The organism is Flavisphingomonas formosensis (assembly GCF_009755815.1).
In the GTDB taxonomy this organism is placed as follows: Bacteria; Pseudomonadota; Alphaproteobacteria; order Sphingomonadales; family Sphingomonadaceae; genus Flavisphingomonas; species Flavisphingomonas formosensis.
In genome coordinates this window covers 114,784-141,240 of sequence record NZ_WRPK01000002.1, presented here as the reverse complement: position 1 = coordinate 141,240, position 26,457 = coordinate 114,784, and the positions used below count along the sequence as shown (strand labels likewise).

Below are 26,457 nucleotides of genomic sequence, written 5' to 3'. Positions count from 1 at the left end.
CGGGCGCACGGCGCCATATCGGGTTTCACGCCCCCCATCGACATCGTTCCCCGAAACAAAAAACGCCGACGTCCTGAGAAGGACGCCGGCGCGAGGGGAGAGAGAGCAATCAGAAGGCGAAGCTAACCGTGCCGAACACCTGGCGCGGATTGATATATTCGACGCTGGTCGTGCCCGATCCATAAGGATCGGAGAAGCGCGAGTTGATACCGGTCTTGTTGGTCAGGTTCTGTGCCGAGAAGGAGACCTTCCACGGCTTGTCGTGCGGCGCATATTCGATGAACGCGTTGTAGATGGTATAGGCAGGAACCTTGTCGAGCGCGGCGACAGCGAAGAGGCGGTAGTTGAACTTGCCGCGATAGACCAGCTCGCCGCGGATGGTCAGATCTCCGCTACCCAAGTCATGGGTATAGGTCGTGCTGAAAAGCCCCTGGACGCCCGGCATCTTCGGAAGGCGCCTGCCGTAGACGTCCTGCCGAGCGGCAGCAACTGCTGCTTCGATACGGGCATCATAATAATATCCGGAAGGATAGCCGAGTTCAGCGTATTTTTCCGCACGGACAAGGGCGGCTGTTTGCGCATCAAGAACCAGATAGTGGCTTTTGAACTTGCCCTTGCCCAGCGAAAGTGTGCCGTCGAAGCGTAGTCCATCGAGTGGTAGGACGGATGTTTCGAATTCGGCGCCGTAGACTTCAGCTTTAGGAATATTGTCTGTGCCACCTGCAAATGGAACAGGATCTTCAGCAGTGTATTGAAAATTAGTATACCAATAATAATAGGCAGAAGCATTGAAACGGAATTTCTTGTCGAAGAGTTCATTCTTCGATCCGATCTCAAGTGCTTTGACAGTTTCCTTTTTGAATTTAGACGGAACGAACTGTGGTCCGGACGAGAAACTTCCGGGTGTAAAGGGTTCGGCAGATACGAAGCTCAATCCTGTGGGTTTATATCCCTTGGATGCCGTGACGTAGAGAAGATTGTCCGGCGTAACCTTATATTCGACGCCGACCTTGCCAGTAATGGCAGAACTCGTGGTCTTTCTGGGCGGCACGACCTGGAAATATTGATAGGGCTGCGCCGTCACTTTGTCCCATGAGTAGCGAGCGCCTAGCGTGAAGGCTAGAGCATCGGTAGCATGATAGGTCGCCTGACCATATCCAGCCCAGGAAGTGTGCTGGAAGGGGCTATCAGTCTGGAACTTGACGCCGGTGCCGTCCGGCAGGACAACGGCGGCAGCAAAGGGCGTCACGACTTCAAAGATGTTCTGCAGCGCACGCTGGCGCAGATAGAAGCCGCCGACGGTCCATTCGAGCGCTGTATTGCCGACTGACGCCAACGAAACCTCCTGGGTGAAGGTCTTGCTCTTGTCCTGCCACAAGGTGATGTGGTCGAAATAGAAGGGACTCGCCAGACGATCATTGTCGCTCGTCTGATGTTTGTTCATATATTGATAAGCGCTTACCGACTTGGCGATCATGTTGTCGCCGATGTCCTGGGTGAGCGTAAGGTAGATCATCTTCGTGTTGAGCTTGAAGACGCTGGGAAAGTCCTGATCGACGGCACGGGCACCCGGCGTCGTGTCGCGAATATCCTTCTGCAGCGCTCCATTGTGATCCGCATGGAACATCTGGCCTTCGAGCAGGGCGGTGAAGGTGTCGTTCGGTTTCCACAGCAACGAACCGCGGACGCCGATGTTGTTTGCATCGTCGAGCTGGTACTTTGAACGGCCCGGCACGCCGACGGAATAGCCGTAGCCGTCATGCCGCAGATATTGAACACTGGCACGGGCGGCGATGGTGCTGCTGATCGGAATGTTCACCGTGCCGTTGGCTTTGACGTAATTATAATTGCCATAGCTCAGCTGCGCTGTGCCGCTGGCTTCGCCCAGCACGGGCTTCTTGGTTATCACGTTGATCGCGCCGCCGGTCGAGGTTTCACCGAACACGGTGCCCTGCGGGCCGCGCAGCACTTCGACGCGATCGACGTCGAGCATGTCCTGGTTGAGCGCGATGACGTGGGCGATGTAGACGCCGTCGACGTGGAAGGCGACGCCGGGCTGCGAATTGGGGTTCTGGGCAGTCTCGTAGCCGATACCGCGGATGGTGATGATGCGCTCGGCGCCCTCGCTCTTGGCGATGTTGAGGCCCGGCACGTAGCCGTTGAGATCGTTGAGCTCGTTGACATTGCGTTGCCGCATCAGATCGCCGGCCACCGCGGTGATCGCGATCGGCGCGCTCTGCAGCTTGGTTTCGCGCTTCTCACCCGTGACGACGATGTCGGTGAGGGTGGTATCGGCCGCCGCCGCGGTGTCAGTGGATGCGGGCGCGGAATCTGCGGCGTGCGCGGCCGAGGACCCTAAGGCAAGCATGGAAGCGCTTGCGTACAGCAATGCTGAGGCGATGGTCTTGGTCTGCGTCATTCGGACCCCCCTTCGGTCTCTGGTTTTCCCCTCCGCCGCGAATATCATCCTGACTCTTCGGCCGGGCTCTCTGGTGACCGAATGTCACTGTAGGCCGGGTCTTCGGTCTTGTATCGCCGCGCACAATGAGTTGACACTGATGCAGTGCAGCATCGCAGAGGGCGGGGGACGCCGCAATGTCGCGCTTTTGCAACAGCAAGGGGCCCCGGCTTTGGCCAGGGCCCCCCAAGCGCTAGTGGATTTGACCGCCGCCACTGGCGGCGGACGTTCAGCGGAACGGCTTGTCGCCCGCCACAGTGACGCGAAAGCCGGAACGGACTTCCGGGAAATAATCCCACACCGCGAAATGCTGGGTGCAGCGATTGTCCCAGAACGCGACCGAATCCTTCCGCCAGCGGAAACGTACCTGGAAATTCGGATTCTTCACATGTTCGAACAGGAAGCCGAGAACGGCATCGCTTTCGTCCTTGCTGAGCTCGTTGATCCGGGTCGTATAGGAACCGTTGACGAACAGCGCCTTGCGCTTGGTGACAGGATGTCTGCGGATCACCGGGTGGCTGTTGCACGGATAGCTTTTGGTGGGATCCGGAAACAGCGCCTGATAGACGTGATTGCCGTCGTGTACGGCCGTCAGCGGCTCCAGAAATGCCTTCATCGTAGGCGAAAGCGCATCATAGGCGGCGTACATGCTCGAAAAAAGCGTGTCGCCGCCATCTTCCGGCACGGTGTGGAGATGCAGGATGCTGCCCATCGGCGGCTCCTCGTTGCAGCTCAGATCCGAATGCCAGTCTTCGCCTGCGACGAACTTCGAATTTTCGTCGGCATGGATCGCGACGATTTCAGGATGATCGGCGATGCCCGCGACGCCGCTATGGATGGCCAACGCCCCGAAGGCACGGCCGAGCCGCTTGTGGCTTTCATGATCGAGCGGCTGATCGCGGAAAAAGATCACCTGATGCTCCATCAGCGCATCGTGCATCTCGCTGAGCAACTGATTGCCCAAGGTGGGGGCGGTGAGGTCCACCCCGAAAATTTCCGCGCCGATCCGCTTGGTCATCGGCCGGACGTCAAGCACCTCATATCCCATCGTGCATACTCCCGAATCGCCGCATCATATCGCGTTACACGCCAGCCGGCGTCTTGGCTTGGCTCGCACGAAGCCTTGTCGCGGGGCGAATGTGCAAAAGGCGCACAGAGTCTTGATGGCCTGCGCCAACCGCGCTTCGGCGCTTTAAGCGGCGTCCAAAGCGCCATAGCCTTGGTTCATGAGCAGCATGGACCGCACCCGCTTCGGCATCATCGTCTCCTGCACCGTTGCCAATATGGTGAGCCTGACCCCGGTGGTCCATGCCACCTTCGGCACCTTCCTGATCCCACTCTCCACCGAATTCGGCTGGTCGCGGGCGAGCATATCCGGCGTGCTGGCGATCCTGGCGGTGACGGGCGCGATACTGATCCCGCTGGCCGGCTATTATGCGGACCGTTATGGCACGCGGCGCATGATGCTGGCGGGCAATTTGCTGCTCGCCGCGGCCTTCGCCAGCCTCGCCTTCTCGAACGGCAGCCTCGTGCAATTCTATACAAGCTATTCGGCGATCGCGATCGCAGGGGCGCTGCCCTGCACTGCGGTGATCTCCAAGCTGGTGTCCGACTGGTTCGATCGATCGCGCGGAACGGCGCTCGGCTTCACCGCGGGCGTCGGCAATGCGGTCGGATCGACGGCGATGCCGGCCGTCGCCGCGATCCTGCTCACCAGCTTCGGCTGGCGCGATGCCTATCTCGGCATCGCCGCGATCGCGGCCGGGCTCGGCTTTCCCGTCATGTATTTCCTGCTGCGCGATGCGCCGCGCTACGAGGCCGTGGCAGGCGAGGTGCCACCGCAGGCGCCCGGCTATCGGCTGAGCGAGGCGCTGCGCATGCCGGTCTTCTGGCTGATCCTGGTCGCCATCGCGTCGGGCGCGGGCTGCCTCACCGCGATCTTCAGCCATGTGGTGCCGATCCTTGCCGAACGGCACGTCAGCCTCGGCATGGCTACGCTCGTTATCAGTGCCTTCGCGCTGGTCTGCGCAATCTGGCAGGTCGGCAGCGGACTGCTGCTCGACAAGATCCCGACGCCGAAGATCACGGCGCCCATGTATCTCGCCGCGGTAGGTGGTCTGGCGGTGCTGGAGCTGGGCGAGAGCAATGCGGTGCTCCTGGCCGGCGGCGCGCTGCTCGGCGTCGGGCTTGGCACCCAATATGGCGCGATGCCCATGCTTATCGCCCGCTATTTCGGCACGCGCAGTTTCGGCGCGATCATCGGCGTGATGTATTCGGCGGCGATCATCATGCAGGGGCTCACGCCAGTGCTGCTCGATCACCTCTTCGATATCCAGCAGACTTATCGCAACGCGCTGATCGGCATCGGCGCCTGCCTCACCGCGGGCGCGGCGCTGTTGCTGCTGCTGCCCGCCTATCGGGAAAAGACGGTCAAGCTGGATATGGCGCCGGTGCATATTTGAGGGCCGGTTGGTCGCGGCGGCGGCACCGCGATGCCGCTCGCGCGTTGAGCCCTTCGTGCGCGTTTCCGCGCGACGAGGGAGATTTTGCATGACGGACGCCAGCCCCACCCAGACATCCAATGGCAAGACTGCGCTCACGGAGGCATTGCGCACTCACTTCTCCGGTGACGCGCCGCTTATGGAAAAGGCGAAGGGCTTCGCCAAGGAACGGCCCTGGGCCAGCGCGGCCCTTGTCGGCGTCGCGGCCGTCGCGCTGCTGAACACGTTGCGCGGGGTGCGGGGCTGATCCGCACGAACGCGATATCGGCAAGGCGCGGTGGCGCCGTGAACTGCCAGACGAAGAAAAGGCGCGCCGGGCGGCGCGCCTCGCAGGCTGAGAACCGGTGAGCCTCGCATGGATCGCGAAGGGTCGTCAGCCCCTCTCCTGCATGCAGGAGAGGGGCTGACGCGTCAGATGTCCTTCACGACGCCCTTCTGCGGGAAGAGATTACGGTCGATACGCACATGTATACCCTGCGTGCCGTCGACCACCTGGGTCACGCCGAAATCGGCGGCCACGCTCATCAGCGAATAGCCGTCATTGGCAGAAAGCCCCTGATGCTCGGTCAGCAGGTGAAGCATGTCCAAAGCCGCATTCTTCATCGCCTGGTCGAGATCGTCGCCGAAGCCATGAACGATCCAATTGTTCGGCGTCTCGAGCAGCGGCGAGGGGAATTTGAAATCCTTGCGCAGGATGATCTGGAACAGGCAGTCCAGCGACGCCTCGATCGCGGTGCCGCTGATCTCTCCGTCTCCCTGGCTTACGTGCGGATCGCCAATCGAGAAGAGGCCGCCCTTTACCTGCACCGGATAATACATGGTGGCGCCGGCGCCGATCCGCCAATTATCGATGTTGCCGCCATGCAGCCCCGGCGGAATGGTGCTCACCGGTTCGTTGACCGCGGGCGCGACGCCAGCGGTGCCGAGATGCGGGCGCGCCGGGATGGTGATGCCGGGCAGTGCAGGTTGGCGATCGCATTCCGGGCAGTTGGTGATCGTGCCCGGGACCAGATATTTACCTTGGAAATCATAGGCGTAGAGGGCGCTGGCGGTGTTCGCGTTGGGATCGATCTTGTAGATCGTCACCCGTTCCTTCTCGTCGAATTCCTTGTAGAGATGCCCCCAATTGGCCGCGAGATTGGAGCCATAGTTGAAGCGCGGCACCATCTGGAAGTAACGCACCTCCAGCATGTCTCCGGGCTCGGCATCCTCGATGTAGATCGGGCCGGTCATGATGTGCACGCCCGGCGCGCGGGTTTCCGGCGCGATCTCGGTGAAGATGCGCTTCACGGATTCGTCCATCATCAGGTCGGGCGCGTCGCCGGCATGGTGGGTGACCGCCTGGGCCTGGACGAGATCGCCGCTCCTGATCGTCAGCGCCGGCTTGATGTCCGGAGAGAAATAGCCCCAGTGGACGGTCTCCGGCGTCGCGTCGAGCCGGTGCAGCGCACCCGGCTTCAGATCGTGACGAATAGTGCCGTGATCGCAGATCAGCGCCATTAAGTCCCCCTTCTACCTTCGAAACGCAACGCGATTGCTCCGGACGCGTCTGCCCGTTCCGGATCGCCGCCGGTGGGGCGGGCGGGCCGGAGTGGATGGAAAATCGGGATCTGAGCGGCGGATCGCCCGCGCCATCCATGGCCTTTCGGGGCCGGAGAGGGCACGAGCGGACATTTCATCCGCGCGTCGTCCGCCGATAGGTTTCGTCGTAGCGATGCACCAGCCAGCGGTTGAACTGGCCCTGCGCACCTTCCTGCCAGGAATAGCGGCCGCGCGGCGCAAAGCGCGAACGCAGGCCAACCTGGACGAGCTCATCGACATGCATGTCCTGCGCGATGATCGCGCCGGCCGCCGCCATGTTCATATCCAGCTTGTGCTGGAAACCCGGGTCCTTCATCGCGCCCGGCGCGAAGAGGAGGCCGGTATCCTGTTCCAGGCTTTCCGGCCCGTCGGCGCGCAGGATCAGGTAGATCACCATGTCGCTCATCATCACCAGCGACAGCGTCGGCGGAATGTTGGCGAAGGTCATGCGGTTGCGATCCGCGTCGCTGAGCGAGGGGAAGAGCGGCAGCAGCGCCTTCTGCGTCGCATTGAAGCTGGCATCAGGATGCAGCGTGCCGTTGTAGCGCAGGAAGCCCGCGTCGGCCGGCGTGCTGTCGGGAAATTCGGCGAGATGGCTCGGCACGAAGTCGTGCAGCGGCCCGTGATGCAGTTTGCTGGCGTGATAGCCGTCATTATTGTTCTCGAACATCACCTTCCAGTTCCAGGGGAACTTGCCGGCCGGGCCGGGCCGCGGCCCCTCGGCATTGGCGAGATCGAAGTTGGAAATGGCGGCTTCGACGTTCCTCAGGCGGGGCGCGAGCGGCGGCGCATCGTCATCGAAGTTGATGAAGATGAAGCCCATCCAGACTTCCACCTTCATCTGCGGCAGCCGGACGTCCTTGCGATCGAAATTGCAGGTCTTGCCCATCGCCGGTGCGCCGACGAGCTGACCGTCCAGCGAATAGGCCCAATGATGATAGGGACACAGAAAGCCCCGCGCATTGCCATGGCCTTCGGCGACGAGCATGGCGCGATGCTGGCAGACCGACGACATGGCCCGCAGCGTTCCGCTCATGTCGCGGGTCACGACGATCGGCTCGCCGATGATCTGGGTGGTGAAATAATCGCCGGGGCTGGCGACCCAGGCTTCACGTCCGACGCACAGCCATTCGTGGTTGAACAGCGCTTCCTTCTCAAACTCGTAGAATTCGGCCGAGGTGTAGCACTCCGGCGGCAGCGTCTCCGCCTCGGACAGATCGCGCGTCGAGCTTGACAGGCTCTGGATGAATTCTGCGCTGATCAGATCCGCCATCACGACAACCCCTTGGAACTCCCGCCTCTGCTGCGCTGCAAAATGGCTAGGCCGGGGCGGGGGTCCGGTCTTGCGCCAGCGCGTACTAGAAGTTGTTTCATTCTCTTCCCCCTCCAGATGGGGAGGGGGAATGGGCACAACATCCTACTCGCGCGTGTAGTTTTCGGGAATCTGGGGATTTTCGCCGGCCTTGCCCCACAGGATGATCTCATTGCCCCAGGGGTCCTGAAAGGCATGGTTGTAGCCGTTGAACTCCTTCCAATAATGATCGCGCCACAGGATCTTGGCGCCGAGCTTCTCGGCGGTGGCGAGGATCCGATCCGCGCTGTCGTCGTCGCCGATCAGGATCCAGATGCGCGGCTTGCGCCCGTCGTTGGAGAGGGTGCGCGGCTCCACGCCCGCCGGATCGGGGTGCGGCCGGGCATTGCCGGCATCGAAGATGCCGAGATGCAGGTTGCCGATCTCGCTGTCGCTGCCATCCTTACGCTTGAAGAAGCCGCCCGGCACCATGCGGTGATAGATGCCCTCCGGACGGGCATCATTCTGCCAGCCGAACACCTCCGCGTAGAATTTGCCCGCAGCCGAGGGATCGTCCGAAGCGAGATCGACGAAGATCAGGGTATTGGTCATATCAAGGCCTCTCCTTGGTCAGCTTGGCGGTCTTAGCCTGCCGCCGTCCGCCGCTCTTGATCGTGGCGCCCCGGATGGTTGATCGCAACTGGGCGCGCGCGACACCTAACTGTCATCAAGCGGCATTAATCGATTTCCGACACTCGAATGCGGAGGCCTCCGATGGCTACTGTTGCCGCCTCGCCGAATGCCGCTTTCCGACCGGACCTCGAAAAGGGGCTCGGCGGAATGGGCACTGTCGGCTTTGGTGCGTGCGTGCTCGCTGCGATCGCCTATGTGGCCTACAGCGTCTATGTCGACGCAGCCGCAGCCGGCGTTCACGCGACCGCCTATCTGCCCTTCTTCCTGCTCTTCGTAGCCTTGCTCATCGCGCTTGGCTTCGAATTCGTGAACGGTTTCCACGATACTGCCAATGCAGTGGCAACGGTGATCTACACCAATTCGATGCCGGCGAACGTCGCGGTGGTCTGGTCCGGCTTCTTCAACTTCCTCGGCGTGTTGCTATCGACCGGGGCGGTCGCGTTCGGCATCGTCTCGTTGCTGCCGGTCGAACTGATCCTCCAGGTCGGCTCGCACGCCGGCTTTGCGATGGTGTTCGCGCTGCTGATCGCTGCGATCATCTGGAATCTCGCCACCTGGGCGCTCGGCATTCCTTCGTCCAGTTCGCACACGCTGATCGGATCGATCATCGGCGTCGGCGTGGCCAATGCGATGATGCACGGCAAGAGCGGCACTGCGGGCGTCGATTGGGGCAAGGCGACCGAGATCGGCCAAGCGCTGCTCTTCTCGCCGCTGATCGGTTTCGGCCTCGCAGCATTGCTCTTCCTCGCCATGAAGGTGCTCGTCCGAAGCCCTGCCCTGTATCAGGAGCCGAAGGACGGCCTGCCGCCTCCCTGGTGGATTCGCGGCCTGCTGATCTTCACCTGCACTGGCGTCAGCTTCGCGCATGGATCGAACGACGGTCAGAAGGGAATGGGCCTGATCATGCTGATCCTGATCGGCACCGTGCCGACCGCCTATGCGCTTAATCGCGCGGTACCGGAACATTATGTCAGCGATTTTCACAAACATTCGGTCGCGGTGACGCAGCTTTTCTCGGCGCATGGCGGCGGCGTGCCGCAGACGGGCAGCGTTCGCGGCGAAGTGACCCGCTATATCGCCGACAAGACGTTCGCGCCGGCGACCGTGCCGGCACTGTCCAGCCTGGTCGCCGACATCGATCGCCAAGTGCAGGGCTATGGCTCGCTCGCCAAGGTGCCGGCCGCGGCCGTCGATAACGTGCGCAACGACATGTATCTCGCTTCGGAGGCTATCAAGCGCCTATCCAAGGAGAAGGCGGCGGGCCTTTCCGATACCGAGACCAAGACCTTGTCGATCTACAAGGGCTCGCTCGACGCGGCCACGCGCTTCATTCCCACCTGGGTGAAGATCGCGGTCGCCTTCGCGCTCGGCCTCGGCACGATGATCGGCTGGAAGCGGATCGTGGTGACGGTGGGCGAGAAGATCGGCAAGAGCCACCTGACCTATGCGCAGGGCGCATCGGCCGAACTGGTGGCGATGGCGACGATCGGCGCAGCGGACAGCTTCGGCCTGCCGGTCTCCACCACCCATGTGCTCTCGTCCGGCGTCGCCGGTACGATGGCGGCCAATAGATCCGGCCTGCAGATGGCGACGATCCGCAATCTGATCATGGCCTGGGTGCTGACCCTGCCGGTTTCGATCCTGCTGGCGGGCATCCTCTACGCCTGCTTCTCCCAGATATTCTGAGCGCGGAACCGGAACCGGGGGCCGATCCGCTCGGCATATTGGCCCGGCCTAGCCTGATCTGGGGAATGGATTGCGTCGGCGGGGCTCCGTGCCCCGTCGACGAAGCCGCTTTGGAGAGCTTGCCCGCGGACGGGCTGCGCTGGCTGCACTTCGATCTGGTCGACCGGCGCAGCCGCAGCTGGATCGCCAATGCAGCGATACTGCCTCCAGCGATCCGCACCATGCTGCTCTCCGAGGAGAGCCATGCGCAGGGGATCGTCGAGGGTGATTTCGTTGGCGGCATCATTCCGGACTATGAGCGCGATTTCGAACAGGTGGAGCCGACCCGGGTCGGCATGCTCCATTTCGGGGTCGGGCCCGGCCTGTTGATCACCGCGCGCCGCCATCCGCTGCGATCGGCGGATATCGTGCGCAGCCGCTTCGCCGCTGGTGTCTCCGTCCACGACGCTGGCGCCGCGCTTCAGATGCAGGTGATGGCGATGGCAGAGGTGGCGATGCAGGTGCTGCACGGCCTCGAGCTTCGGGCGCAACGGGCCGAGGACGGGTTGCTCGACGAGAGCCTGTCTCCCGACATTCGCGGCCTGGCGTCGCTGCGTCGGCGCACGGTACGGCTGCACCGGATGTTGGCGGGCACACGTACCGTCTTCCACCGCATCGAGGAGGACGAGGATCTGCCGGAGGCATTGCGTCCGGCGGTCGAGCAGATAGCCCAGCGTCTCGCCGCACTCGACGGCGACGTCGGCGCGATGCAGGCGCGGCTCCGGCTGCTGCGAGAAGAAATGGACATCGAGATCAACCAACGGACAAACCAGAATCTCTACCTGCTGTCGATCATGACCGCATTGATGCTGCCGCCCACGCTGATCACCGGATTTTTCGGAATGAACACCGGCGGCTTGCCGGGTAGCGCCACTCATCATGGCACGATCTTCGCTGGCGCCCTGATCATCGGGTCTGCGCTCGCGGTTTATGTCGTATTGCGCGCGATGGGCTTCGTGCGACGATAAAGAAAGACGCCGCCGGGTGGGGAATCCCGGCGGCGTCGCTTCCCTTAGGGGGCTGAGGGAAGCTAACTCACATCTGGACCTGGAGGCCGACGCGCAGCGAGAGCGCGGCATGACCCTGCTGCTGCTCGGCACCGAATTCGCCGCCGACGCGGAACGAGCCGTTGCCGCCCTGCGCGCGCAGACGGCCGATCCAGCCGCTCTTGCGCTTCTCCGGATCCAGCGTGAAATCCTCACCGCCTGCGAAATGGGCGGTCGTCGCGCCGAGATCGCCGCCGACGAGCTGTCGCCGGCCGCCCTCGAGCTCGATCCGGAACCACCCGGAATCGACGTCCTGCCCGCCGAAATTGAGGCCCGCCGCGACCGATCCGGAGACGGCCAGTTCGTCGCTCTTGCGCTTTGCGACGAAGAGGTTGAACGCGTCGCCGCCGCCCTGCTCGGCATATTTGCCTTCCGACAGGCGATAATAGTCGACCGAGGCGATCGGCCGCAGCGAGAAATGGCCGTCGATCACGCGATAGGAAACGCCGCCGGACGCCGAGACGAGATTGCCGTTCCAATGACCCTTGGCGGTACGCTCGACATCCTGGCTGCCGGTCGATCCGGAGAATTCACGCGTGCCCTTGAAGCGGACATGGCCCCAGCCGCCGCGTGCCCAGGCATTGAGCCGCCCCCAGTTCGCGCGCCAATAGCCGGACACTTCGTAGTTCTGGGCATCGACCTTATTGGCGGTGCCGCCATCGGCGTCCTTGCCGTAGAGATAGGCGAGCGAGACGCCGAAATTGCCGACGCCGGTGATGATCTCCGCGCCGCCCGAAATGCCCCAGCCGGAGACGTCGTAGGAAGCGGTGTCGCCGAGACTCTTGGCGGTGCCCCAGGCCACTTGCTGCAGCCAGAAACCCCATTTTCCCTGGTTGCTGAAGGGGGCGTTGGGATCGGCGAGGATCCGGCCGACCGCGCGCGAGCCCTGCGTCACGCTTTCGAAGGCGCCGCCGGCGTGATCCGGCAGCATCTGGCGCAGCGTCTTGCGGAAGCTGTCCCCGTCCGCGATGTTGAGGAAAGCGCCGCCGACCTGAGCGTCCTTGGAAAGCGCGGCGTAGACCGCATTATACGCCGCCGCCTGCGAGCGATTGAGACCCAGTTCGCCCGCCGTCTTGCGCGAGATGTCGACCGCCACCTGACCGGCGGTGCTGCTGTCCACCGTGCCCTTGTAGAGGAAAGGCAGAGCGCTGCTCAGCGACAGGTTGGATCCGCCGTTGACCGAGCCCGCTGTCAGGAAGACGTGATGGCCCTCCGACTGGGTGATGCTGTTGATCCGCACGGCCAGCTTCGATCCTTCCGCGAAGCTGGCATTGCCTGCCACCTGGATCTGCGTGTTCGCCCCGGTGCCGCCGATGGCGATGCCGAGCGTGCTGCCGTTGCTAACGGCCAGCGAACCGAGCGCCGTGGTGCCGGTGCTGGTCAGCCGCAGCGTGCCTCCCGAGACCGTGACGGCGAGGCCGCCGCTGTTCGCGAGCGTGCCCGAGAAGATCGAGCTTCCGCCCAGCGTCAGCGAATCCGCACCGCCGCCGAAATCGGCGCTGCCGGTATAGGTGGCGGTGCCGCCCAGCGTCATCGTGTCGTTGCCGGCGCCGAAGACGGTGTTGCCGGTATAGGCGGCATCGCCAGACAGGGAGAGCGCGTTGTTACCGCCGTTGAAGCGGGTCGTGCCGGAAACGCTGCCGTCGGCGATGTCGAGCAGGTCGTTGCCCGAGCCGAACAGGATGTCGCCGCTGATGCTCGGCGCGGCGACACCGTCGGCGACCGCGATCTGCTTCACGGTCACGCCGCTGCCGTTCGCGGAGAGATCGATCGCGATGTTGCGGGCCGAATCCGATGCGGCGCCGGATGCGCTGATCGCACCGCCATTCTCAATGAGGCTCACCGAGCCCGAGACGTCGCGGATCGCGACGGCTGTGCCGTCTGCGGCCGACGCCGTCGCCTTGATCGTGCCGCTGTTGCGGATCGTCGAGACGTTCGCGCCGCTGTCGATCTGGATGCCGGTGGAGACGGAGGCCGTGGTGCCGCCGCCCGCCGCCGAAACCGTGCCGGCGACGCGGATCTCGGGCACGGTGGCGCCGCTGCCGATGCGGATCGCGGTGGCGCTCGCGCCGTTAGCGGTGGCGGTGACGCTGCCGTTGATGCCGATGCCGCCGGCCACCGTCACGGCGCCGCCGAGACCGCCGACGACAAGGCCATTGCCGTTGACGCCACTATAGACGCCGTTGCCGGCGATGCTGCCGTCGATGACGATGCCGAAGCCGGTGCTGGTACCCGCGACCGGGCCGATCGCGACCGCATGGTCCGTGGCGCCGATCTGCACCGCCGGCGCACTGCCGTAGGAAGTGACGGTGGCCGACCCTTCCTTGGAATCGTCGATGCCGTCGCCATCCTCGTCATTATTGTTGGGGTCGGCATCCTTGGGCGGGACGGCGAAGACGATGCCGCCATTGACGTCTCCGGAAACGAGCAGTGTCGGCCCGCCCTGGAGGAGATCGTCGGCGTCCAGCTTCGAGGTGTCGCCGGGTGGGGTGGTGTTGCGATAGCCGGTGGATGCGAGGCTGCCCTGCACCACCAGCGCGCCACTGACCGGGCCGCCGATCACCGCGGCGCTTGCATCCTTGCCCTGTGCGGTGATCGTGCCGGCCAGCCGCACCGAGCCGTTGACCGCGCCCGTGCTGACGCCGACCGAGCGATCGCCGACCACGCCGATCGTGCCATCGGTGGTGAGCGAGCCGGTCAGTGCGCCACCGAGCTTGATGCCCGCGGAATCATTGCCTTCGATCGTGATCGTGCCGCTGTTGATTATGGCGCCGCTATAGGCGCCGGCAGTACGGATGCCGAAGCGGTTCGAGCCGGTGGCGAACGGCCCGTCGAGATCGCCGTCATTGTCGCTGTCGGTCGGCGTGTAGGTCTCGTCGATCTGGATCTTGCCGCCGGCGGCGTTGGTGATCCCGCCCGACGTGCCGGCATTCGCCAATATCCCGGTGGCGTTGCTGGAATCGGTGATCTGAATAGTGCCTTCGTTGGTGACCTTGTTGGCGCTGTCGATGGTGACGGCTACGCCCGCCGCGGGCTTCACCGATCCGGCGCTGGTGATGCGCACGTCATCGGGCGTGCCGCTCTTTACCGTGGAGGTCAGTACGGGCGTGGTGATCGCGGTGGAAATGCTCGTCTCGGCATGGGCGGCCGCCGCAAGGACGAGCGGCGTAAGGCAGGTGGTAGCAAGCAACGAACGCATGAAGTTCCCCAATCCATCCAGTCGGCAGGGGACATGCGCTCTTCGTCTCGCACCTCCCCCGTCATGGCATTGGGACGGGGACGATCGTCGAAAGCCTTTGCAGAAAATTGCCAATGCCTATCCAACGCATTGAAAATCTGTCATTAAAATATATCCATTTTGGAATATACACGGTGTGATAGCGTATTCGCAGTGGGGCGGCTGCGGGAATGCGGCGCCGGATGTGGGGGTATCATGATCAGACTATTGTGCCGCGTGCTCGGCCATGAGCGCGATAGCAGGCGCATATGGCGCAACGGCAATGATTATCGCAGCTATTGCAAGCGGTGCGAACTGCCGCTGATCCGGGAATCCGGCGGCTGGCGGCCCTACGATGCCGCGGTGGACGATCGCAATCCAGAAGCGGGGATGCGCCGCACCCGCGGCCGCTCAAAAAGCGGCATCAACGCCTAGGCGGATGGTACGCGGGCGAAGCGGCGTGATCTGGTCGCTGCGTCCGGTGTTGAAAGGCGTACCGAGAGCGAAGCGGTTGCCGATGCTGTCGGTGAGATTGGTGAGCGTCAGGGTGAAGCCGAGCTGTGGGCGGCCGATCCGCATGCTGAGCGCCGTATCGAGATAATCGCCCTGTGCTTCGCCCAGCACCGGGCCGATGCCGAGGCGAGACTTGCCGATATAGCGGGCATAGCCGCCCACGCGCAGGTCCATCCCATCGCCGAGTCGGGTGCGATAGTCCAGGCCGACGCGTGCGGCAAAGCGGGCGACATTCGGAATTCGGCTCATTTTCGCAGCGGCGATCGCTTCGTCGGACAGCGGGCGGAGCGTGCCGTCCGAGGCGAAGTCGAAATGCGCCATCTGGTTGGCGCGGGCGATCGCCACATAATAAGCCGGCGAGGGCTCGGTCACGCGGCTGTCGTTGAAGGTGAAGCCGACATCGGCGCGCAGCCCTGGTATCGGCTGCCAGCCCGCGGTGGCGGAGACCGACCAGATGCGGCCATTGCCGATATTGTCCGTGCTGGGCAGGCCGGATTCGTCGATGAAGTCGGCCTGGATGTTCTTCCAGCGCGTGTAGGAGCCGCTGGCGCTGAAATCGACAGTGTCGCGGCCCGGCGTACCATAGCGCAGGCCCGTTTCCAGCGTAGCGACGCGATCGTTGCGGAAGCGGCGCACATAGCCGCTGTCGATCGCGAGGCCGCCGGGGCGGAAGCCTTCCTGGAAGCGGGCGTAGAAAGTGAGCTTGTCGAGGGGCGTCGTGGAGATCGAGACCGACGGCAGGAAGGAGCTTTCGGTGCGGCTCGCGGTGGTACCGGCGAAGGCAAGGGCATGCGTCGGTAGCATGTCGTTGCCGGATCCGGTCAGCTTCGCATGGGTGTAGCGGCCGCCGACCGTTACGGTGAGGGCGCCGAATAGCAGCTTGCTGACTTCGCCGTAACCCGTCACCTCGCGGATCCGGTTGGTGACGCCGGTGACGGGCAGCGGCTCCTCCGGTGCGCCGAGCGAGCGGTCGAGACGGGTACGGTTGTCGATGTAGCTGAAGCCCAGCACCCAGCCGAAGCCGTCCTGCATCGGCCGCGACAGGCGGTTTTCGGTAGTGAAGAGCCGCGTGTCGTTATGCTGGCGGAAGATGCGCAGCGGCCCGTCCGGCAGGCTGGCATCGTAACGCTCGGTGAGTTGCTGATGGATATAGCCCGTCGAGGAGAGCAGGCGCAGCCCATCCCACTGCTTGGAAACGACGACCTGGCCGAGCCGATACTGGCCGCCGAAACCCTGTCCGATCCGGCTCGCGCGGCTGAGCGGCGGCAGATCGCGGTCGGCATATTGGCTGTCGTCGCCATGCGTATCCTGCGCGATGCCGCCGAGATCGATCGTCCAGCCATCGCCCGGGTCGATCCGCAAGGTAACGCGGCCGCCATAGACGTCCGTGCGGTTGATATTGTGCTTTCCGCGCAGCACGTCGTCGATATAGCCTCCGTCGGTGATGCCATAACCGACCGCGCGCAGCGCGATGTGGGGGGAGAGCGGCAGGTTCACCATCCCGCCAAGATCCCCGCTGGGATCGCCATGCTGGGTGGCCGAAACGCCAGCTGACACGCTGGCCTCTGTGGTATCGAGCCGCGGCGCATTGCCGACGATGCGGATGATCCCACCGAGCGAGCCGGCACCGTAGAGCGTGCCTTGCGGCCCCTCGAGCACCTCCACCGACGCGACGTCGTAGAGGCGCAGGTCCGGATCGGGCGCGTTGTAGTTCAGCCGGATGTCGCCGAGATACTGGCCGACCGTGGCCTGGGTCGGCCCCGTGAAGCTGGAATCCGCGATGCCGCGGATGAACAGCTTGTTGCGGCCGGCGCCGAGATGGGTCGAGGAGACGCTGGCCAGGCGGGAGAGGATCGATTCGGTGCCGCGCTCACCGCCGAACGCCAGATCCTTGCCGTCCAGCACGCTGGCCATGCCGGGATAGTCCCTGAGGCGGATGTCGCGCTTGCTCGCGGTGACGATGATCGGCGATTCGTCGCTGCCGGTGGTGCGTGGCGGGGAAGAGGGGCGGACAGCCGCGCCGGGGGCGGGCCGTGCCAAGGCGACGATGCGGAAGGTCTGCGCGTCTATCTCGACGATGCGGGCGTCGATGCCTCGAAGCAGCCGGGCGATCGCCTCGCGCGGGGCCATGCGTCCTTTGAGAGGCGGCACGGGCCTGCGCCACAGGCCGGCGTCGGCGACGCTGATGCTGAGGCCTGCTTGGCGGCCGAGTTGGGTGAGTGCCGTGCCGAGATTCCCGGCCGGCAGATCGAAATCGCGTACGGGAGCCGCCGCGGCGGCCGTCACACAGGCCACCGACGCAGTGAACGCAAAGGCGAGGCGAAGTGCGGTCACGGTCCTTTAGCGGTCAACACCCATGTCTGGCCCTCGCGGCCGATGGCAATATCGAGCAGCGGGCCGACCGATCGCAGCATCGCTTCCTTGTCGCCGCCGCTTATGGTGATGATTCCGCGCACCGGCCGCGCCGCCACATCGGGCGCCGCCCGTACCGACAGGCCAAGGCTGCGGCCGAGATCTTCCGCCACCTGCGCCATCGGCGCGCCGTCATAGACGAGCTTGCCCTCGCGCCAGCCGGCGACGCTGTCGGGCGCGACCGCGGTCACGTCCAGCGGCGCATCGCCGTCGCGTGCCCGCAGGGCCTTGCCGGCCGGGAGCTGCACTGCCTCGGCATCGGGATTGTAGACGACCGCGCCTTCGGACACGGCGACGCGCGTCTCATGCGCCTCGCGCACCACGTTGAACACCGTGCCGACATCCAGCAGCGTTGCGCCGCCGACGCTGACCGTGAACGGGCGGCTGGCGTCGTGAACGACGGTGAACAGCGCTTCACCGTGATCGACGCTGGCAAAGCGCGGATGGTTGCGGTCCAAGGTCAGCCGGGTCGTGCCGTTGAGGTCGATGCGGGTGCCATCGCCGAGCGCCAGCGTGCGATGCTCGCCAGGCGCCGTTTCCACGACATAAGGCAGCGCCCGCGTCGTCATCCAGCCATAGCCGCCGACCAGCGCCAAAGACGCGGCGACGGCACCGCCGAGCCAGCCCCGTCGTCCGACGGCGCGTCGCTGCGGAGGCGGGGCGGGGGAAAAAGCCGGGGCGGGACGGATCGGCTCGGCCCGGCGTGCAGGGGCCGATTGCAGCAGCGCGCCCATATCCTGGTCGGCGGTCGCGACGGCATGATAGACGTCGGCATGAGCCGGATCGGCGCCGAGCCACGCGGTGAAGCCGTCCCAATCGTCGAATATGGGATCGCGCTGCCGGATCACCCAGTCCAGCGCCTCGTTTTCGATCTGATCGTGCGGTTTCGTCATCTGCGTCTCACCGCAATGACGGAGACGATCGCTTCAACCCTCATCGAGCGTTCTCCTGAGCTCGATCATCGCCTTGTAGGCCTTGCGCAGGTCGCTCTCCACCGTGCTGAGACTGATCCCCATTTCCGCCGCGATCTCCCGCTGGCCGATGCCATCGAGACGGTGACGACGGAAGATCCGCTCCACCCGCGGGCCGAGCGCGGCCAGCGCCGCTTCGGCCTTGCGCAGCGATTCGCGCCCGATCAGCACCCGCTCTCCCGAAGGCTCGTCAGATCGGCCGGGCGTGGTCGCGCCGGTTGCATCCGACCAGTCCTGCTCTCGCTTAACGTCCTGGCGCACCGAGCGGTAGCGATCGAGCATCAGGTTGTTTGCAGCGCGGAAAAGATAGGAGAGCGGCTGGGCGACCGGGCCGGTGCGCGCCGACGAAATCTTCAGCCACAAATCCTGAAGCAGATCCTCGGCTGCCTCGCCGGCGCCGTGCGCACGCAAAAAGCCGAGCAATCGCGCGCGCTCGGCGAAGAATACCGCTTCAAGCCCATTGGCGTCCTGTTGCTCCATGCGCTCTCAGCCGGCGGATCTCTCTCGTTTCTGCTGCTGCCCTTAAAGCATGGTTTGGCAAAGGTCACGAATTGGTGAGAAGGGGAAGCCGGTCCAAAGAGACGACGAATTGCGCAGGTGCGAAGGAACAAATTTGTCGTATCGCGGGTATATCCGAGGGACGAAGGGGGCGGGCTTGCAGTCGAAAAGGGTTTCACGGATCGGATGTGCGTTGCTGCTGGCCGCGGCAGCCCCTGCCGTTGCCCAACCCGATCCAAACGACGCGGCGCTGTCCGATCCGGCCTTCGACGCCAGCCTCCCGCCACTCGAAGCCACCATGCCGCCGCCTGCCGAGGCCACGCCGCCCGCGCCCGAACCGGCGCCGGATCCCGAACTCTCTACACCGCTGCCGCCGCTCGGCAGCTTCGACACCATGCCCCCGCCCAACGTGGCGGTGAAGGACGACACTGTACCGGAGATTCCCTACGCGGTGGTGGTGAAGGGGCTCGACAAGATCGGACTGGAAGGCCGTTTCCGCGATCTGTCGACATTGTTGCAGGGCAAGAAGCGTGCAGCCGGGGCCGCACAGGTATCGGCGCGTGCATCGGAAGACGTGGCGCTGATGGAGCGGCTGCTGCGCTCCGAGGGCTATTATGACGGGCTCGCCAGTGCGTCGGTCAACACGCTGCCCAATGCGGAGAACCGGCTGACCGTCACGCTGACGGCGACGCCCGGGCCGCGCTACGGGCTCGGCAAGATCGTCGTGACGGGCGCGCCGCCTGAACCGGAGGCGCTGGCGCTGAAGGCGCTGAACCTCAAGACCGGCGATCCGATCGTCGCGGCGGCGATCGAGAATGCCGAGGCCGAGGTCTCGCTGCGGCTGCCCGAACATGGCTATCCCTTCGTGCAGGTCGGCCAACGCGACATCTTGCTCGACGACAAGACCCATGTCGGGGATTATACGCTGCCCGTGGATGCCGGCGCGCGGTCGGTTTTCGGCGGCCTGCGCACCAAGGGCGATGCGGTCTTCCCGATCAGCCATCTCGAAATCTTCCGGCGCTTCAAGCCCGGCGAGCTCTATGACAGCCGCAAGGTGGACGATCTGCGCCAGGCGCTGATCGCAACCAGCATGTTCTCCACCATCGCGGTCGAGCCGGTGCATACCGGACAGCTGGCGCCCGACGGCACCGAGACGGTGGATTTGATGGTCAGCCAGGCCAAGGGGCCCTGGCGTTCGCTGGCGGCCAATGCCGGCTATGCCACGGGCGAGGGCATCAAGCTCACCGGCAGCTGGACGCACCGAAATCTCTTCCCGCTGGAAGGGGCGCTGATCGTCGAGGCGGTTGCCGGCACGCAGCAGCAGAGCCTGACCACCACCTTCCGTCGATCCAATGCCGGCCAGCGCGATCGCACGTTGACGGTCAGCGCCGGCGTCGCGCGGCAGCGTTTCGACGCCTATAATGCCGAGACGGTGAGCCTGACCGGCACGCTGGCGCGTGCCAGCACGCCGATCTGGCAGAAGCGCTGGACCTGGAGCGTCGGCACGGAATTGCTCGCCAGCCGGGAGACCCGCTTCCAGACGGCGACGCAGGATCGCACGAAGAACACTTATCTGATCGCAGCGCTGCCGCTGCAGGTCGGCTATGACCGGTCGAACAGCCTGCTCGATCCCACCAAAGGCTATCGCCTCACCGCGCGGGTGAGCCCCGAGGTGCAGAAGCGGACCAGCGGCAGCTTCGATCGCTATGCGCGGCTGTTGCTCGAAGGCAGCGTCTACTTTCCGGCGATGGATTCGCTGGTTCTCGCCGGCCGGGCGCGGGTGGGATCGATCATCGGCGCCTCGCGCGATGCGATCGCGCCGTCGCGGCGCTATTATTCGGGCGGCGGCGGCTCGGTGCGCGGCTTCGGCTACCAGCAGCTCGGACCCAAGGACATCGACAATAATCCGATCGGCGGCCGCTCCGTGACGGAATTCGCGTTCGAGGCACGCTATCGCTTCGGCAATTTCGGCATCGTGCCGTTCGTGGACGCCGGCCGCGTCGGCGAATCCTCGGTGCCGTCACTGTCGGGCATGCGCTACGGCGCCGGCATAGGCGGACGCTATTATACAAATTTCGGCCCCATGCGCGTCGATGTCGCCACGCCGATCGGGCGGAGGAAGGGTGAATCCAAGGTCGCGCTCTATATCTCGATCGGGCAGGCCTTCTGATGGCGGAGGAAGAGACCATCGTCCGCGAGCGTCCCGCGCTGGGGTGGCGCATCGCGAAATGGACCGGCTTGGTCGTCGCCGCGCTGCTCGCCTTCCTCCTGTTGTTCGTCCTGTTTCTCAACACCGGGCCAGGCCGGGCCTTCCTCGCCCGCCAGATCGCCGCCTATGAAACGCAGAGCGGCATCTCCGTCCACATCCGCCGGATCGACGGATCGATCTACGACCGGATGGAACTGATCGGCCTCTCGGTGAACGACACCAAGGGCGCCTTCCTGACATCCGATCATGTGACGCTGGACTGGCGGCCCTTCGCCTATCTCGGCAAGAAGCTGGACGTGCGCGCGCTGCTCTCGCCCGAGGTGCGTCTGCTGCGCAATCCGGCGCTGAAACCGGTGCCGCCGGAGCCCAATGCGCCGATCCTGCCCGATCTCGATATCGCGATCGGCCGGCTCAAGGTCGATCGGCTGGTGATGGAGCCTCCGGTCACCGGCAAGCGCCATATCCTGTCGCTGGCCGGATCCGCCGACATCGCCGGCGGTCGGGCGCGTATCGATGCCGATGCGCACGCCATCGCGGCGCCGGGCATTGCGGGCGGCGACGCGGTGGTGGTCAAGCTGGATGCGGTGCCGGACCAGAATCGGCTGCTGATCGATGCGACGATCGACGCACCGGTGGGCGGCGTGGTGGACAGCTACGCCAAGCTGGGCAAGCCGCTGGCCTTCACGATCAAGGGCAATGGCGACTGGAAGAACTGGAACGGCCGCCTTGCCGGCCGGCTCGGCGGCGCCTCGCTCGCCGATCTCAGCGTGATCGGCAAGGACGGGCGTTTCCTGATCAAGGGCGACGTCGTGCCCGGCCTGATGCTGACCGGCCCGGGCGCGCGGCTGACCGAACCGGCGATCACCATCGATCTCGACGCGACGCTGGGCAAGCGCAAGGCCGACCTCAAGCTGGCGGCGCACAGCAGCGCGCTGGCGATGACCGCGGCCGGTCTGGTCGATCTCGGCGAAAACCGCTTCGGCAATCTCGCCATCGACGCGCAGCTGCTGACGCCCGGTGCGATCGCGGAGAATGTCCGCGGCAAGGACGTGCGCTTCGCGGCCATGCTCGATGGGCCGTTCGCGACGCCGACGATCGCCTATAAGCTCTCCGCCGCTGCGATCGGCTTCGGCAATACCGGCATCGAGGGCCTGGCCGCCTCCGGCCGAGCGACGATCGATGCCAAGCGTATCCTGATCCCGGTGAATGCCACCGCGAAGCGGGTGACGGGCCTCAACGCCGCGGCCGGCGGCCTGCTCGCCAATCTCTCGGTCAATGGCGATCTCGCTTATTCCGACGGGCGGCTGATGTCGGACAATCTGCATCTGCGGTCCTCGCAGATCGACGCGACCGCGCTGATCCTCGCGGACATGAACACCGGGCGCTACACCGGCGCGATCAAGGGCCGGATCAACGATTATCACGTCGACGGGCTCGGCCGCATCGCGTTGACCACCGATGCCAGGCTGGTGCCCGGCAAGAAGGGCGGCTTCGGTATCCAGGGCGCGTTCAAGGTCGCCACCCGATCGCTCGACAACGCCACCGTGCGCGACACGCTGGGCGGCAATGCCGTCACCACCGCTCGCTTCGGTTTCGACGAGAATGGCATCGCCTCGTTGCAGGGCTTGCGCATGACGGCGCCCGCCTTCCGCGTCACCGATGGCGGCGGCAGCTTCAACACCGCGACCGGACAGATCGCCTTCCGCGCCAGTGCGGTCTCTCGCCAATATGGCCCGCTGGCGGTCACCGCGTCGGGCACACTCGAAAAGCCGGTGGTGCTGCTCAAGGCGCCGCGTCCCTATGTCGGCGTGCAGCTCAGCAGTGTGGAGGCGGAGCTGCGCGGCGTGCCGCAGGGGTACAGCGTCAAGGCCAAGGGCGGCTCGCCCTATGGGCCGTTCGCCGCCAACGTGCTGATCCATTCGGGCAAGGGGCCGCTCGCGATCGACGTCGCCAGCGCCCGGTTCGCAGGCATCGATTTCGCGGGCAAGCTCGTCCAGACCGCGGCGGGCCCGTTCGGCGGCACACTCACCCTGTCCGGATCGGGTTTCAACGGCGCTGTGAAGCTCTCCGCAGCGGGCGCGAACCAGCGTGCTGACGTGGACGTCAAGGCGCAGGCGGCGAAGATCCCCGGCGAGGTGCCGATCACCATCGGCAGCGGCGTGATCCAGGCGACCGCGATACTCTATCCCAACGCACCCTCGGTCACGGGCGCCTTCCGTTTCGCCGACATTCGCCAAGGCGACACGCTCATCGGGCGCGCGCAGGGCCGGATCGACTATCGCAGCGGCCGCGGCACGCTGGCCATGACCGCGGCGGGCGAGAGTGGCGTGCCGTTCGACGTGGCGATGCAAGCGGCGCTTTCGCCCGATCGCATCGTCGCCAATGTGAAGGGCAACGCGAATGGCATCGCCTTCCACCTCGCCCAGCCGGCAGTTGCGACCAAGGCGGGGAAGGACTGGAATCTGCAGCCGGTGATGCTGGTCGTGCCCCAGGGCCGGATGCAGATCAGCGGCCGCTACGGCGCCACCACAGACATCCACGCCCGGCTCGACAATATGAGCATGGCCGTGGTCGCCATGGTGAAGCCGGGTCTCGGCATAGACGGGCGCGCCAGCGGCACGATCGATTACAGCACCAAGCCGGGCGCGGAGGTGCCGACCTTGCGCGCGCGCCTCGACATCGCACACCTGACCCGCACCTCGTCCTTTGTGGTTTCCGAGCCGGTCGACGTCGCCATGCTCGGCACGCTCGACGGGTCAGGCGGCGACATTCGCGCGCTGATCCGCCGCGGTGGCGCGACGGTGGGCCGGATGCAGCTTCGCCTCGCCCCGCTCGGTTCGGGAGCGGGGCTGGCGCAGCGTCTGTTCGGCGCGCCGCTTTCGGGCGGGATCCGTTATAACGGCCCCGCCGACGTGCTGTGGACGGCCACCGGTATCGCCCGGCAAAACGTCACCGGCCCGATCGCGGTCGCCGCCGATTTCGGCGGCACGCTGAGCGAGCCGACCTTGAACGGCGTGATGCGCGCCAACGGCCTGCGCTACGAGAATGAGATTTACGGTACGGTGATCTCGAACATCGTGCTGGAGGGCCGCTTCACCCAGTCGCGCCTCGAAATCCCGTCGTTCAGCGGCCGTGCCGGGACCGGCACCATCTCGGGCCGCGGCACCGTGAGCCTGGATGCGGCGCAAGGCTATCCGCTGAGCCTCGCCGTGACGCTGGACAAGGCGCAGCTCGCCAAGAGCGACGCGCTCGGGGCCACCGTGTCCGGCACATTGTCCGTCACCAACAGCAAGGCGGACGGCGCGCTGATCAAGGGCGACCTGCGCGTTCCCAGCGCGCGCTACCAGATCGTGCGTCAGGGTGCGGCCGAAGTGGCCGAGTTGGAGGGCGTGCGCCGCAAGGGGCAGCAGGGCGTGGCGGCTGCGGCCGCGGCGACACCGCCTCCGAGCCGGTGGCAGCTCGACATCCGGATCCGCGCGGCCAATCAGATCTTCGTGAGCGGCATGGGTCTCGAGGCCGAGTTCGCCACCGACATGCGCATCACCGGCACGGCGACCAAGCCGGTGGTGGTCGGCAAGCTTTCGGTGGTACGCGGCACCTACAGCTTCGCCGGCCGCCGTTTCGACCTCGACGACAATGGCGACATCCAGTTCGATGGTCCGCTGCTGGATCCCGAGCTCGATATCTCCGCGTCGACCACGGTGGAGGGCGTATCGGCGACGATCAATATCGGCGGCCATGCCCAGCATCCGCAGATCAGCTTCACCTCCACCCCCAGCCTGCCGCAGGACGAGATCCTCTCGCGGCTGCTGTTCGGATCCTCGGTGACGTCGCTGTCGCCGACCCAGGCGATCCAGCTGGCGGCGGCGCTCAACTCGTTGCGCGGCTCGGGCGGCGGGCTCAATCCGCTCGGCAAGTTGCGCTCGGCCGTCGGTATCGACCGGCTGCGCGTGCTCGGTGAGGACAAGAATGCCGGCCGCGGCACTTCGCTGGCTGCGGGCAAGTATATCTCCAAGAACGTCTATGTGGAGGTGATCACAGACGCGCGCGGCTTTACCGCGACGCAGCTCGAAATATCGCTGTCAAAGGCCCTGAGCGTGCTGAGCCAAACCGGATCGTTCGGCGGATCCAGCGTCAACATTCGCTATTCCAAGGATTATTGACCGCAACTCATCGTTGGGGTGTTTCAACCCGGCCGCGGCGCCGGGAACGGACAGTGCGTTTTTCCGTTCGCACTTGCACAATCGAGCATGATGCAAGGAGGCGCGGATGGACCGCCAATGGATCGAGGGCCTGCCGGCCTGGCTTCAGATCCTTCTGACGATCGGCCTTGCCGTCGCGATCGCCGTGGCGGTGCATGCGGCGGTGGTCTTCGTCCTGCAGAGGATGGTCGCACGCACGACCACCAATGCCGACAATCTGCTGCTCAAGCGTTTCATCGGCCCCGCGCGCTGGGTGCTGGTCGCCATCGCGCTTTCGGTGGTGCAGCCGCTCATGCCTCTGCCCGCGCTGGCACAGACCGCTTGGTCGCGCCTCTCGGGCCTGCTCGTTCCCGCGTTGATCGGCTGGCTGGCGGTGGCGCTGCTCGGTGCGATCAACGATGTCGTCCAAGATCGGGCAGACATCAGCGTGGCGGACAATCTAAGGGCGCGTCGGCGCAGGACGCGGGCAGGAATTCTCTACCGGGTGGCGCTGTTCGTCGTGCTGCTGATCACCTTCTGCATGATGCTGATGAGCATCCCCAGCGTGCGCAACATCGGCGTGACGCTCATCGCGTCGGCGGGTCTCGCCGGTCTGGCCGTCGGTGCCGCGGCGCAGCCCGCGCTCAAGAATCTTATCGCCGGCATCCAGATGGCGTTCACCGAGCCGATCCGTCTGGACGACGTGGTGATCATGGATGGCGAATGGGGCAGGATCGAGGAAATCCGCCTGACCTATGTGGTGATCAACCTGTGGGACGAGCGGCGCCTGGTCGTCCCGGTCTCGAAATTCCTCGAAAACAGCTTCCAGAATTGGACGCGCGAGACATCCCGGCTGCTCGGGACGGTGCTCTGGTATCTCGATCCGCGCGCGGACATCGCACGGCTGCGCGAGAAGCTGGGGGAGATCGTGAAGGCGAACACGCGCTGGGACGGCCGCTTCTACAATATGCAGGTCACGGATATGAAACCGGACGCGATCGAAGTGCGTGCGCTGATGACTGCCAGCGATGCCAGCACTGCCTTCGATCTGCGCTGCGACGTGCGCGAAGCGCTGCTGGCGTATATCTCGCGGGAAATGCCCGAGGCGCTGCCGCGACGTCGTCTCGAAGGCGTGGAAGCGCGCGATTGAAAATTCTGCTG

At 65.0% G+C, this 26,457-nt stretch carries 17 protein-coding genes; 8 read left to right on the top strand and 9 right to left on the bottom strand.

From position 1 onward, the window contains the following. Positions 1-109: 109 nt before the first annotated feature. Complete coding sequence (locus tag GQY20_RS06770) at positions 110-2,419, bottom strand: TonB-dependent receptor (protein WP_157216319.1); 2,310 nt, start codon at positions 2,417-2,419, stop codon at positions 110-112. Positions 2,420-2,687: 268 nt separating this feature from the next. Beyond that, entirely contained in the window at positions 2,688-3,506 is an 819-nt protein-coding gene (locus GQY20_RS06765) for a TauD/TfdA dioxygenase family protein (RefSeq protein WP_157216318.1), read from the bottom strand. Positions 3,507-3,684: 178 nt separating this feature from the next. Between GQY20_RS06765 and GQY20_RS06760 the strand changes: the two genes are divergently transcribed. Both GQY20_RS06760 and GQY20_RS06755 read left to right on the top strand, forming a co-directional pair. Next, on the top strand, positions 3,685-4,920 hold the full coding sequence (locus GQY20_RS06760) for an MFS transporter (protein ID WP_157216317.1): 1,236 nt from the start codon (positions 3,685-3,687) through the stop codon (positions 4,918-4,920). Between the two features lie 88 nt (positions 4,921-5,008). Further along, positions 5,009-5,206 carry a hypothetical protein gene (locus GQY20_RS06755; protein WP_157216316.1) on the top strand — a complete coding sequence of 66 codons (198 nt, stop codon included), beginning with the start codon at positions 5,009-5,011 and terminating at the stop codon, positions 5,204-5,206. Between the two features lie 164 nt (positions 5,207-5,370). Here the strand turns inward: GQY20_RS06755 and GQY20_RS06750 are convergent, their stop codons facing one another. The 3 genes from GQY20_RS06750 to GQY20_RS06740 form a co-directional block, all read right to left on the bottom strand. Next, on the bottom strand, positions 5,371-6,459 hold the full coding sequence (locus GQY20_RS06750) for an acetamidase/formamidase family protein (protein WP_157216315.1): 1,089 nt from the start codon (positions 6,457-6,459) through the stop codon (positions 5,371-5,373). 175 nt (positions 6,460-6,634) lie between these two features. Further along, a complete protein-coding gene (locus GQY20_RS06745) occupies positions 6,635-7,813 on the bottom strand; it encodes an aromatic ring-hydroxylating oxygenase subunit alpha (protein WP_157216314.1) in 1,179 nt (392 codons plus the stop codon). A gap of 144 nt (positions 7,814-7,957) precedes the next feature. After that, complete coding sequence (locus GQY20_RS06740; RefSeq protein ID WP_157216313.1) at positions 7,958-8,443, bottom strand: VOC family protein; 486 nt, start codon at positions 8,441-8,443, stop codon at positions 7,958-7,960. A gap of 162 nt (positions 8,444-8,605) precedes the next feature. Between GQY20_RS06740 and GQY20_RS06735 the strand changes: the two genes are divergently transcribed. Continuing rightward, a complete protein-coding gene (locus GQY20_RS06735; RefSeq protein WP_157216312.1) occupies positions 8,606-10,210 on the top strand; it encodes an inorganic phosphate transporter in 1,605 nt (534 codons plus the stop codon). Between the two features lie 110 nt (positions 10,211-10,320). Next, positions 10,321-11,217 (top strand): CorA family divalent cation transporter, encoded by an 897-nt coding sequence (locus GQY20_RS06730; RefSeq protein ID WP_232475921.1) that lies wholly within the window; start codon positions 10,321-10,323, stop codon positions 11,215-11,217. Positions 11,218-11,284: 67 nt separating this feature from the next. Here GQY20_RS06730 and GQY20_RS06725 read toward each other — a convergent pair whose 3' ends face one another. After that, the gene (locus tag GQY20_RS06725) at positions 11,285-14,494 is read right to left on the bottom strand and encodes an autotransporter outer membrane beta-barrel domain-containing protein (RefSeq protein WP_157216310.1); all 3,210 of its coding nucleotides are present in this window, start codon (positions 14,492-14,494) and stop codon (positions 11,285-11,287) included. Positions 14,495-14,728: 234 nt separating this feature from the next. On the opposite strand from GQY20_RS06725, the gene GQY20_RS06720 reads away from it, so the two are divergent. Next, on the top strand, positions 14,729-14,947 hold the full coding sequence (locus GQY20_RS06720) for a hypothetical protein (protein ID WP_157216309.1): 219 nt from the start codon (positions 14,729-14,731) through the stop codon (positions 14,945-14,947). Here GQY20_RS06720 and GQY20_RS06715 read toward each other — a convergent pair. The 3 genes from GQY20_RS06715 to GQY20_RS06705 are packed head-to-tail and all read right to left on the bottom strand — an operon-like array spanning position 14,924 to position 18,888. Next, on the bottom strand, positions 14,924-17,359 hold the full coding sequence (locus tag GQY20_RS06715; RefSeq protein ID WP_157216308.1) for a TonB-dependent receptor: 2,436 nt from the start codon (positions 17,357-17,359) through the stop codon (positions 14,924-14,926). The two genes, GQY20_RS06720 and GQY20_RS06715, sit on opposite strands and share 24 nt — an antisense overlap. After that, positions 17,356-18,330 (bottom strand): FecR family protein, encoded by a 975-nt coding sequence (locus GQY20_RS06710; RefSeq protein WP_157216307.1) that lies wholly within the window; start codon positions 18,328-18,330, stop codon positions 17,356-17,358. Before GQY20_RS06710 ends, GQY20_RS06715 begins: the two co-directional genes overlap by 4 nt. A gap of 33 nt (positions 18,331-18,363) precedes the next feature. Further along, on the bottom strand, positions 18,364-18,888 hold the full coding sequence (locus GQY20_RS06705) for an RNA polymerase sigma factor (protein ID WP_157216306.1): 525 nt from the start codon (positions 18,886-18,888) through the stop codon (positions 18,364-18,366). 211 nt (positions 18,889-19,099) lie between these two features. Here GQY20_RS06705 and GQY20_RS06700 point away from each other — a divergent pair, with 211 nt between their 5' ends. The 3 genes from GQY20_RS06700 (at position 19,100) to GQY20_RS06690 (ending at position 26,446) form a co-directional block, all read left to right on the top strand. Then, complete coding sequence (locus GQY20_RS06700; protein ID WP_232475920.1) at positions 19,100-21,076, top strand: autotransporter assembly complex protein TamA; 1,977 nt, start codon at positions 19,100-19,102, stop codon at positions 21,074-21,076. Beyond that, on the top strand, positions 21,076-25,278 hold the full coding sequence (locus tag GQY20_RS06695; RefSeq protein ID WP_157216304.1) for a translocation/assembly module TamB domain-containing protein: 4,203 nt from the start codon (positions 21,076-21,078) through the stop codon (positions 25,276-25,278). The genes GQY20_RS06700 and GQY20_RS06695 overlap by 1 nt, the downstream gene beginning before the upstream one ends. 106 nt (positions 25,279-25,384) lie before the next feature. Further along, positions 25,385-26,446: a mechanosensitive ion channel family protein gene (locus GQY20_RS06690; RefSeq protein WP_157216303.1), complete on the top strand. Its 1,062-nt coding sequence runs from the start codon at positions 25,385-25,387 to the stop codon at positions 26,444-26,446. Positions 26,447-26,457: the final 11 nt, after the last annotated feature.